General features: G+C 71.4%; 11 protein-coding genes. 8 read left to right on the forward strand and 3 right to left on the reverse strand.

Translation table 11 applies throughout. The features are described from left to right. The 3 genes from VJS38_RS03660 to fba all read left to right on the forward strand — a co-directional run. Positions 1-689, forward strand: a 689-nt coding sequence (locus VJS38_RS03660; RefSeq protein WP_324086796.1) for a type I glyceraldehyde-3-phosphate dehydrogenase, incomplete at its 5' end; no start/stop codon positions are given. A 229-nt stretch (positions 690-918) separates the two neighbouring features. Then, positions 919-2,109, forward strand: coding sequence for a phosphoglycerate kinase (locus VJS38_RS03665; RefSeq protein WP_324086797.1), 1,191 nt, complete (start codon positions 919-921; stop codon positions 2,107-2,109). Between the two features lie 24 nt (positions 2,110-2,133). Next, positions 2,134-3,219, forward strand: coding sequence for a class II fructose-bisphosphate aldolase (gene fba, locus VJS38_RS03670; RefSeq protein WP_324086798.1), 1,086 nt, complete (start codon positions 2,134-2,136; stop codon positions 3,217-3,219). A 59-nt stretch (positions 3,220-3,278) separates the two neighbouring features. On the opposite strand, the gene VJS38_RS03675 is transcribed toward fba, so the two are convergent. Continuing rightward, entirely contained in the window at positions 3,279-4,637 is a 1,359-nt protein-coding gene (locus VJS38_RS03675; protein WP_324086799.1) for a PLP-dependent aminotransferase family protein, read from the reverse strand. A gap of 102 nt (positions 4,638-4,739) precedes the next feature. Here VJS38_RS03675 and VJS38_RS03680 point away from each other — a divergent pair, with 102 nt between their 5' ends. Together VJS38_RS03680 and VJS38_RS03685 are read left to right on the forward strand one after the other, a co-directional pair. Further along, on the forward strand, positions 4,740-5,159 hold the full coding sequence (locus VJS38_RS03680; protein ID WP_324086800.1) for a DUF983 domain-containing protein: 420 nt from the start codon (positions 4,740-4,742) through the stop codon (positions 5,157-5,159). 58 nt (positions 5,160-5,217) lie between these two features. Then, positions 5,218-5,463: a hypothetical protein gene (locus VJS38_RS03685; protein WP_324086801.1), complete on the forward strand. Its 246-nt coding sequence runs from the start codon at positions 5,218-5,220 to the stop codon at positions 5,461-5,463. 4 nt (positions 5,464-5,467) lie between these two features. Here the strand turns inward: VJS38_RS03685 and VJS38_RS03690 are convergent, their stop codons facing one another. Next, the gene (locus tag VJS38_RS03690) at positions 5,468-6,022 is read right to left on the reverse strand and encodes a TspO/MBR family protein (protein WP_324086802.1); all 555 of its coding nucleotides are present in this window, start codon (positions 6,020-6,022) and stop codon (positions 5,468-5,470) included. A gap of 96 nt (positions 6,023-6,118) precedes the next feature. Between VJS38_RS03690 and thiE the strand changes: the two genes are divergently transcribed. From thiE to VJS38_RS03705, 3 genes are read left to right on the forward strand one after another with little or no spacing between them, the layout of a single operon-like run. Beyond that, complete coding sequence (thiE, locus tag VJS38_RS03695; protein WP_324086803.1) at positions 6,119-6,772, forward strand: thiamine phosphate synthase; 654 nt, start codon at positions 6,119-6,121, stop codon at positions 6,770-6,772. A gap of 45 nt (positions 6,773-6,817) precedes the next feature. Continuing rightward, positions 6,818-7,612 (forward strand): inositol monophosphatase family protein, encoded by a 795-nt coding sequence (locus VJS38_RS03700; RefSeq protein WP_324086804.1) that lies wholly within the window; start codon positions 6,818-6,820, stop codon positions 7,610-7,612. Between the two features lie 37 nt (positions 7,613-7,649). After that, the gene (locus VJS38_RS03705) at positions 7,650-8,720 is read left to right on the forward strand and encodes a glycerophosphodiester phosphodiesterase (RefSeq protein ID WP_324086805.1); all 1,071 of its coding nucleotides are present in this window, start codon (positions 7,650-7,652) and stop codon (positions 8,718-8,720) included. Positions 8,721-8,723: 3 nt separating this feature from the next. Here VJS38_RS03705 and VJS38_RS03710 read toward each other — a convergent pair. Beyond that, a partial coding sequence (locus VJS38_RS03710; RefSeq protein WP_324086806.1) for an ABC transporter transmembrane domain-containing protein occupies positions 8,724-10,232 on the reverse strand: 1,509 nt, incomplete at its 5' end.

Genomic DNA, 10,232 nt, shown 5'->3' on the forward strand with positions numbered 1-10,232 from the left:
CCAAGGCGCACCTCGACGCCGGCGCCAAGCGGGTGCTGGTCTCCGCCCCTTGCGATGACGCTGACAAGACCATCGTCTACGGCGTCAACCACGACACCCTGACCGCCGTGGACCTGGTGGTCTCCAACGCGTCGTGCACCACCAACTGCCTGGCCCCGATCGCCAAGGTCATCGACGACCTCTGCGGCATCGAGCGCGGCTACATGACCACCATCCACTCCTACACCGGCGACCAGCCGACGCTGGACACGATGCACAAGGACCTCTACCGCGCCCGCGCGGCGGCGCTCAGCATGATCCCGACCTCGACCGGCGCGGCCAAGGCGGTGGGCCTGGTGCTGCCGAAGCTGAAGGGCAAGCTCGACGGCTCCTCGATCCGCGTGCCGACCCCGAACGTCTCGGTCGTCGACCTGAAGTTCGTCCCGGGCCGCACCATCACCAAGGACGAGATCAACGAGGCGCTGAAGGCGGCCGCGGCGGCCGGTCCGCTGCAGGGCGTGCTGGCGGTGTCGAACGACCCGCTGGTGTCGATCGACATGAACCACATCGCCGCCTCCTCGACCGCGGCCCTGCCGCAGACCCAGGTCATCGAAGGCCAGCTCGGCCGCGTGCTCTCCTGGTACGACAACGAGTGGGGCTTCTCGACCCGCATGAGCGACACCGCGCTCGCGATGGCGAAGCTGCTCTGAGCAGCTTCCTTCCTCCCCTGCGCAGCGGGGGAGGGGGACCGCGCGCCGAGCGCAGCGAAGAGCGCGGGGTGGAGGGGGCGAGCCGGCGGCTCGGCGTCTCTGCCTCACACCAGGATTTCATCAGCGCTGATGTGCGCGGCTTGCCCCCTCCACCGCCCGGTGTTCCCCGGGCGGTCCCCCTCCCCCGCTTCGCGGGGTAGGAACGGGCCGAGGACTAGGACCGACACCGATGACCTTCAAGACCCTCGACGACGCCGACCTCCAGGGCAAACGCGCCCTGGTCCGTGTCGACTTCAATGTCCCCATGGCCGACGGCCGGGTGAGCGACGACACCCGCCTGAAGGCGGCGCTGCCGACCATCGACAAGCTGCGCAAGGGCGAGGCGAAGGTGATCCTGCTGGCCCACTTCGACCGGCCGAAGGGCAAGCGCGTGCCGGAGATGAGCCTGAAGCCGGTTGTCGAGCCCCTGGCCAGGCTGCTCGGCGCCCCCGTCGCCTTCGCCGACGATTGCGTGGGCGAGCCCGCCAAGGCCGCGATCGACGCCATGAAGCCCGGCGACGTGCTGCTGCTGGAGAACGTCCGCTATCACGCCGGCGAGGAGAAGAACGATCCGGAGCTGGCCAAGGCGCTGGCCGCCGAGGGCGACCTCTACGTCAACGACGCCTTCTCCGCCGCCCACCGTGCACACGCCTCGACCGAGGGCCTGGCGCGCCTGCTGCCGGCCTATGCCGGCGAACAGATGCGCCGCGAGCTCGAGGCGCTGGACGCGGCGCTGGGCAATCCGAAGCGCCCCGTGCTGGGCATCGTCGGCGGCTCCAAGGTTTCGACCAAGCTCGACCTCCTGAACAACCTGGTCGGCAAGCTCGACCGGCTGGCGATCGGCGGCGGCATGGCCAACACCTTCCTCGCGGCGCAAGGGATCGACGTCGGCGCCTCGCTGTGCGAGCACGACCTGGCCGACACCGCGCGCCAGATCATGGCCACCGCCAAGGCCAAGGGCTGCGAGCTCCTGCTGCCGATCGACGTGGTCACCGCGGAAAAGGTGGAACCGGGCGCGAGCTCGACCGTTCGCGAGTTGGACGCGATCGGCCCCGCCGACCGCATCCTGGACGCTGGACCCAAGACCCTGGCGAAGCTGATCGCGGCGATGGACGCCTCGGCCACCCTGGTCTGGAACGGCCCGCTCGGGGTGTTCGAAGTGCCGCCTTTTGACAAAGCCACGGTCGAATCGGCGCATCACGCGGCGAAACTGGCGAAAAGCGGGAAGCTCGTGGCCGTAGCCGGGGGCGGTGATACGGTGGCGGCCCTGAACGCCGCGGGCGTCACCCAGGATTTCACGTTCGTCTCTACGGCTGGCGGCGCGTTTCTTGAATGGATGGAGGGAAAGGAGCTGCCCGGCGTGGCGGCCCTGTCCCGATAAAGGACAAGGTTGGGAATACTTAAGATGGCTCGCATCACCCTTCGGCAGCTGCTCGATCACGCCGCGGAGAACGGTTACGGCGTTCCCGCCTTCAACATCAACAACATGGAACAGGGCCTGGCGATCCTGGAGGCGGCCGACGCGACCGACTCTCCGGTCATCATCCAGGCCAGCCGCGGCGCGCGCTCCTACGCCAACGACATCGTGCTCAAGCACCTGATCGACGCGCTGGCGGAGATGTACCCGCACATCCCGATCTGCATGCACCAGGACCACGGGAACAACGAGGCGACCTGCGCCACGGCGATCCAGTTCGGCTTCACCTCGGTGATGATGGACGGCTCGCTGAAGGCCGACGCCAAGACCCCCGCCGACTACGACTACAACGTCCGCGTCACCAAGGCGGTGGTCGACATGGCCCACTGGGTCGGCGCCTCGGTCGAGGGCGAGCTCGGCGTGCTGGGCAGCCTCGAGACCGGCATGGGCGAGAAGGAAGACGGCCACGGCTTCGAGGGCAAGCTCGGCCACGACCAGCTGCTGACCGACCCGGATCAGGCCCTCGACTTCGTCAAGGCCACCGAGGTCGATGCCCTGGCGATCGCCATGGGCACCAGCCACGGCGCCTACAAGTTCACCCGCAAGCCGGACGGCGCGGTGCTGGCGATGAACGTGATCGAGGAGATCCACCGCCGCCTGCCCAACACCCACCTCGTCATGCACGGCTCCTCCTCGGTGCCGCAGGAGCTGCAGGACGTCATCAACAAGTACGGCGGCGAGATGCCCCAGACCTGGGGCGTGCCGGTGGAAGAGATCCAGCGCGGCATCAAGCACGGCGTGCGCAAGATCAACATCGACACCGACAACCGGATGGCCATGACTGGCGCGATCCGCAAGGTGTTCGCCGAGAACCCCTCGGAGTTCGACCCGCGCAAGTACCTGAAGCCCGCCATGGAGGCCATGCGCGCGGTCTGCAAGCAGCGTTTCGAGGAGTTCGGCACGGCCGGCCAGGCCGGCAAGATCAAGCCGCTGCCGATGTCGGCCATGGCCAAGCGCTATGCCGCGGGCGAGCTCGCACCGAAGATCGGCATCACCCGCCACGCCGCGGAATAGGGCTTAAGCTTTCAGGGCCGAGACGCGAGGGCCGCCGGGCGACCGGCGGCCCTTCGCGGTTAGACGATCACCCGCTGGGGCCGGCCTCCGCTGGCCACCAGCTCCGCCAGCGTCGCCAGCGCCCGCTCCAGCACCGCGCGCTTGCCAGGCCCGCCGAGCGAGATGCGGGCGCCGGCCGGGTGCGCCGGATCCACGGCGAAGGCTTCGGCGGTGACGACGGCCAGCCCTCGCGCCTGGGCGGCGAGCTGGATGCGCTCGGCGCTCGGCGTATCCGCCATCGGCAGCCAGAGGTGGATGTTCTGCGCCCCGCCGATCGCCTGCGGCAGCGCCCTGGCGGCGATCGCGCGGCGGGCGCGTGTCTCGGCGCGGACGGCGCCCAGCAGCCGGTCGGCCGCGCCCTCCTGGATCCATCTCGTGGCGACGGCCGCCATCAGCGGCGGCGGCATCAGGGCGAGCGCCCGCAGCGCCTCGGCGACGCGCTCGGCCCAGGCCGCTGGACAGGCCAGATAGGCGATCCGCAGCCCCGGGCTCAGGCACTTGGCGAGCGTGGCGACGTGGAAGGTGCGGTCCGGCGCGACCGCGGCGATGGCGGCCGGCGGCTGCTCCATCAACCGGCTGTAGGGGTCGTCCTCGACGATCCAGAGCTCGCGCGCCGCAGCGATCCGGGCCAGCGCCGCACGGCGCTCCGGCGCCATCGTCGTGCCCGTCGGGTTCTGCATGGTCGGCACCAGGTAGATCGCGCGGGGCCGCGCCTTCGCGCACAGCGCCTCCAGGGCCTCGGGAACGAGGCCCTCCGCGTCGACCTCGCAGGCCAGGACCTTCAGCCCCAGCTGGCGCGCGACGCCGATGAATCCCGGATAGGTCAGGGGCTCGGCGACCACCGTATCGCCCGGCCGGCAGAGGCAGGACAGCACCGCCGCCAGCGCCGCCTGCGCGCCCGGGCTGAGCAGCAGCCGCTCGGCCGCGACCTCGCCCAGCACCGGCGCCAGCCACTGGGCGCCGGCCTTGCGCTGGCCGACCGTGCCGAAGCCCGGGTGATAGGCCATCAGGGTCGCTGGGTCGGAGCGCTCCAGGATCGCCGCCGTGGTCTCCTGCAGCAGCCGGCCGAGCGACAGCCCCTCCGGCGGCGGCGGCAGGTTCATGCTGAGGTCCACGAGGCCCGGGTCGTCGTCGCCGGCCTGGGGGCGGACATAGGTGCCGCGGCCGACCGCGCCCTCCACCAGCCCTTGCCCCTGCGCGGCCGAATAGGCGCGGGTCACCGTCGTCAGGTCGACGCCCAGCCGCTCGGCTACGGCGCGCTGCGGCGGCAGCCGGTCGCCCGGATGCAGTTCCCCGCCGCGGATCGCCTGCTCCAGCGCCCGCAGCACGGCGAGGTAGATCGGCCCTTCGCCGGCGGCGACGCGGTCCAGCCACGCCATCGGAGCCGATCTTGCGACCACGCTTGCACCCTCAGACAATTTCCATACATTGTATTGGTATTGTATGGCTTTCAACTCTCATTGTATGGAACGTCGAGCGCCATGGCCACCAGCTTCAACACCCCCTCGAGCGTCAGCGCCGGACTGCGCTGCCGCTGCCCCCGCTGCGGCGAAGGCCATGTCTTCAGCCGCTTCCTGACCGTGGCGGACCATTGCGAGGCCTGCGGCCTGGAGTTCAGCTTCGCCGAAGCGGCGGACGGGCCGGCCTTCTTCGTGATGAGCGGCGTGGGCATCCTGGTCGTCGCGCTGTGGGCGATCTGGGCGGTCGTCGCCCAGCCGCCGGTCTGGGCCCAGTTCGCCGTGGTCGCCCCGGCGCTGATCGGCGGCTGCCTGGCGGCGCTGCGGCCGGTGAAGGCCTGGCTGATCGCCGAACAGTTCGTGCACAAGGCCGAGGAGGGCCGCTGGGCCAGCGTCGGCACGCACGGCAAGGCGCCGGAACGCTACAATCGCATGGGCTTCTGAGGGGCCGCTGCAAGCGCATATCGGAACCGGCGCGCCGTATGACCGATTGGTTTCCTCAATGCGCAAGCACCTCACAGTTCTCGGCCTGACCTTCCTGGGGCTCGCCGCCTTTGCGGTGTTCGCCGGCTGGGCCTTCTTCGAGGGCTCGAAGCTGGGCGGCGGCTGGCGCACCCTGGGGCCGATCTGGCCCTATGTGGTGGGCGGCTGCGTGGTGGTGGCCGCGCTCGCCGGCTTCTTGATGTGGCTCGCCTTCTATTCCGCCAACCACGGCTACGACGACCGCTTCGACCAGGACGGGCCGTAAGTCCTCAGTGAATCGTCGGCTTGGGGCGGTTCTTGCGCCAGAGCTCTTCGGTGAGCACGTTGGCGAAGCCGATCCAGCCGACGTAGGGCGCCACGAGGTTGGCCGCGGGCGCGTCGACCCGCTGGGCGCGCCAGACGTAGGCGGCCGAGGCGCCCAGCGAGGAGACCGCGGTGGCGAGCCGGCCGCCCAGCCTGCCGGGCCCCAGCGCCATCCAGAGCGCGTTCAACGCCTGCACCACGCCCCACAGCGTCAGCGCCTGGGTGCGCGCAAGGCTCTTCGGCGCGTTCCAGATCCGCAAGCCCGAGACCGTCAGCGCCAGGAACAGCGGCGGCCAGATCACCGAGAAGGCCGAGCGCGGCGGGGCGGAGCCGGGGTTCTTGAGGGCCTGGTGTTTCGCCTGCGCCTTCGGATTGTCCGGCGCAGGCCCGTTCAGCCGCGCGATCAGGGCCGAGCCCATGACAGCGGCCGCCGTCACGCCCAGCCCGACCAGCAGGTGCTCCGTCGAGCGCCCCCGACTGTTGGCGAGGCCGTCCACCGCCCCGCGCATCCGCGACGTCATGCAGCCCTCCGCTGAAGCCCTCACCGCCGAAATCCGTGAAGGCAAAGGCGGTTCCGGCGCTTTGGCGGCGCGCCGCGGACGCGCTATGAGGCGCCTATGACCGCTCCGCTCTGCCGGCTCTACCTGATCACCCCGCCGAGGCTCGACGACCTGGCGGCGTTCGGCCACGTGCTGGCCCATGCGCTGGACGCCGGCGATGTGGCGGCGCTGCAGATCCGGCTCAAGGACGTGGACGACGCGATCGTCGCCGCGGCGGTGGACGCGCTGAGCCCCATCGCGGCGGCGCGCGACGTGGCGGTGATCCTCAACGACCGGCCGGACCTCGCCGCCAAGCTGGGCTGCGACGGGGTGCACATCGGCCAGGACGACGGCTCTTACGCCGAGGCCCGCCGGCTGATGGGGCGCGACCGCATCGTCGGGGTCACCTGCCACGACAGCCGCCACCTGGCGATGGAGGCCGCCGAGGCCGGCGCCGACTACGTCGCCTTCGGCGCGGTCTTCCCGACCGGCACCAAGGACGCCAAGACCCGCTGCGAGCTGGAGATCCTGTCGATCTGGCAGGAGACCATGGAGACGCCGTGCGTGGCGATCGGCGGCATTACCGTGGCGACAGCCCGCGAGGTGGCCCGCGCCGGCGCCGACTTCGTCGCCATCTCGGCCGGCGTCTGGAGCTACGGCGACGGCCCGGCCGCGGCGGTCAAGGCGATCAACGCCGAGATCGAGACCGGCGCGGCGGAGCGCGGCGGCTGAGCCGATCCTTGCCTTGAGGCCCCTTGACCAATAGGTACGCGGCCCATGATCAGCCAATCTGCCCTCCTGAAGGTGATGAGCGACGCCGCGCGCAAGGCCGCGCGCGGGCTCAACCGCGATTTCGGCGAGCTCGCCGAGCTGCAGGTGGCGCGCAAGGCGCCCGCCGACTTCGTCTCCGCCGCGGACCTCAAGGCCGAGCAGACCCTGTTCGAGGCGCTGGAGAAGGCCCGTCCCGGCTACAGCTTCCTGGGCGAGGAGCGCGGCCTGATCGAGGGCACCGACAAGACCCACACCTGGATCGTCGACCCGCTCGACGGGACCACCAACTTCCTGCACGCCATCCCGCACTTCGCGATCAACATCGCCCTGCAGCGCGAGGGGGCGGTCGTGGCGGCGGTGACCTACAACCCGATCACCAACGAGCTGTTCTGGGCCGAGAAGGGCAAGGGCTGCTACGTCAACGACAAGCGCCTGCGCGTCGCGGCCCGCACCCGGCTCGACGAGGCGGTGATCGCCACCGGCATCCCCTTCCTCGGCCACGGCCAGCACGCGCGGTTCCTGAAGGAGCTGCACCAGATCAGCCAGCGCGTCGCCGGCGTCCGCCGCTTCGGCTCCGCGGCCCTCGACCTCGCCTATGTCGCCGCGGGCCGCTTCGACGGCTACTGGGAGCGCGACCTGAAGCCGTGGGACATGGCCGCGGGCGCGCTCCTGGTCACCGAGGCCGGCGGCAAGGTCACCGACGCCGACGGCGGCGAGGACATGCTGACCCAGGGCGCGATCTGCGCCGGCAACCTCGATATCCACCCGCTGCTGCTCGAGCGGCTGAAGGCGGCGCAGTAGAACATAACTGTCACGCTCGCGGCCTATGCGGACCGCCATGCTGACCCGTCGCGCCTTCGCCGCCGCCGCGGCCGCCGCCATCCTGCCCGCCCGCGCCGCAGGGGCCGCCGCGAAGCCCTCGCCCTTTGGCCGCACGCCGCTGGTGATCGCCCACCGCGGCGCGAGCGGCGAGCGGCCCGAGCACACGCTGATGGGCTACAGGCTGGCGATCGCCGAAGGCTGCGACGTCATCGAGCCCGACCTCGTGCCGACCAAGGACGGCCACCTGGTGGTGCGTCACGAGCCGGAGATCGGCGGCACGACCGACGTCGCCCACAGGCCGGAGTTCGCGGCCCGCAAGGCCCGCAAGGTGATCGACGGCGAGAGCGTCGAGGGCTGGTTCACGGAAGATTTCACCCTCGCCGAGCTGAAGACCATCCGCTGCCGCGAACGGCTGCCGCAGCTTCGCCCCGGCAACACCAGGTATGACGGCCTTGAGGCGATCCCGACCTTCCAGGAGGTGGTCGACCTGGCCAAGGCCGAGGGCCGCCGCGCCGGCCGAACCATCGGCACGTATCCGGAGATGAAGCACCCGACCTACTTCGCCGCGATCGGCCTGCCGCTGGAGAGGCGCCTGCACGCGGCGCTGAAGGCCAACGGCCTGGACCAGGCGGACGCGCCGGTCTTCGTCCAGTGCTTCGAGGTCGGCGCGCTGAAGACCTTCCGCGGCCTCTGCGCCGCGCCGCTGATCCAGCTGATGGACGCCGAGGGCGGCCCGGCCGACCTGCCCGGCCTCACCTATGCCGAAATGAGCACCCCGGCCGGCCTGAAGGCCGTCGCCGCCTACGCCGACGGCATCGGCCCCAACTGGAAGATGATCCTGCCGACCGCCGCCGACGGGACCCTGGCGCCCGCCACCTCGTTGGTCCGCGACGCCCACGCGGCCGGCCTGAAGTCGCATCCCTGGACGGTGCGGGCGGAAAACGTCTTCCTGCCGCCGGCGCTGCGCCGCGGCGCCGATCCGGCCGCCCACGGCGACGTCGGCGCGGTCTACAAGGCGCTCTACGCCGCCGGCGTCGACGGCCTGTTCAGCGACTTCCCGGGCCTGGCGGCGGCGGCGCGTCCGTAGCGGCTACGCCGCCTCGCCGAACTGCAGGGCCGCCAGCCGCGCGTAAAGGCCGTTCCGGGCCACCAGCTCGTGGTGGGCGCCCTGCTCGACCACGCGGCCTTCGTCCATCACCACGATGCGGTCGGCCTTCAGCACCGTGGCCAGGCGGTGGGCGATGACCAGCGTCGTGCGGCCGGTCATGGCGCGGTCGAGGGCGGCCTGGACCAGGCGCTCGTTCTCGGCGTCCAGCGCGCTGGTCGCCTCGTCGAGCAGCAGGATCGGCGCCTCGCGCACCAGGGCCCGCGCGATCGCCAGCCGCTGGCGCTGACCACCGGAGAGGCCTCGCGCGCGCTCGCCGACGAGGCTGCCCAGCCCCTGCGGCAGCGCCTCCAGGAAGCCCTCGGCCTGGGCGGCGCGGATCGCGGCGCGCAGCGCCTCGGGGCTGGCGTCCTCGCGGCCGAAGCGGACATTGTCGAGCGCCGAGCCGGAGAACAGCGGCGAGTCCTGGGCGACCAGCGCCATCCGCGCGCGGACCTGCGCCGGATCGGCGTCCTTCAGGTCCACGCCGTCGAGCAGGATGCGGCCCGCCTGCGGGTCGTAGAAGCGCAGCAGCAGGCGGAAGACGGTGCTCTTGCCCGCGCCCGAGGGGCCGACCAGGGCCACCCGCTCGCCGGGCCTGACCGAGAGCGAGAACTCGTGCAGGGCCGGCAGCTCCGGCCGGCCGGGGTAGGTGAAGGTCACGTCCTGGAAGGCGAGCTCGCCGCGCGCCGGCGCCGGCAGCGGCCGCGGATGGGCCGGCGCCTGCACGTTCGGTCGGGCGTCCAGCAGGTCGCCGATCCGCTCCATGGCACCGGCGGCCTTCTGCACGTCGCCCCAGGTCTCGCCGAGCGCGCCCACCGAGCCCGCCGACAGCACCGCCAGAATGGCGAACTGGATCAGGGCGCCGCTGGACAGGCGCCCCTGGAGCGTCTGGTGCACGCCGAACCAGAAGATCAGCACCACGCCGCCGAACACCAGGCCGATGACCAGGGCGGTCATCAGGGCGCGGGCGGCGATGCGCTTCAGGGAGGTGTTGAAGGAGGCCTCCACCGCCAGGCCGAAACGCTCGGCGGCGGACTGCTCGCGGCCGAAGGCCTGCACGGTCTCCAGCGCGTCCAGGCTTTCGCCGGCCAGGCCCACGGCCTCGGCGAAGCGGTCTTGGGTGGAGGCGGTCAGCTTGCGCACGCGGTGCCCGAAAAGGGCCAGCGGCGCCACCACCAGCGGGATCAGCAGGAGGACGAGGCCGGTCAGGTGCGGGCTGACCACCACCATCAGGACAATGCCGCCGACCAGGGTCAGCAGGTTGCGCAGCGCGACCGAGACCGAGCCGCCGACCAAAGTCTCGATGATCTGGATGTCGGTGGTGAGCCGGGACAGCACCTCGCCGGTGCGGGTGTGCAGGAAGAAGGCCGGGTCGAGCGTCAGGATCCGTCCGTAGACCACCTTGCGCAGGTCGGCGACCACCCGCTCGCCGAGCTTGGTGATGAAGAAGTA

Source organism: Phenylobacterium sp., assembly GCF_035276905.1.
Taxonomy (GTDB): domain Bacteria; phylum Pseudomonadota; class Alphaproteobacteria; order Caulobacterales; family Caulobacteraceae; genus Phenylobacterium.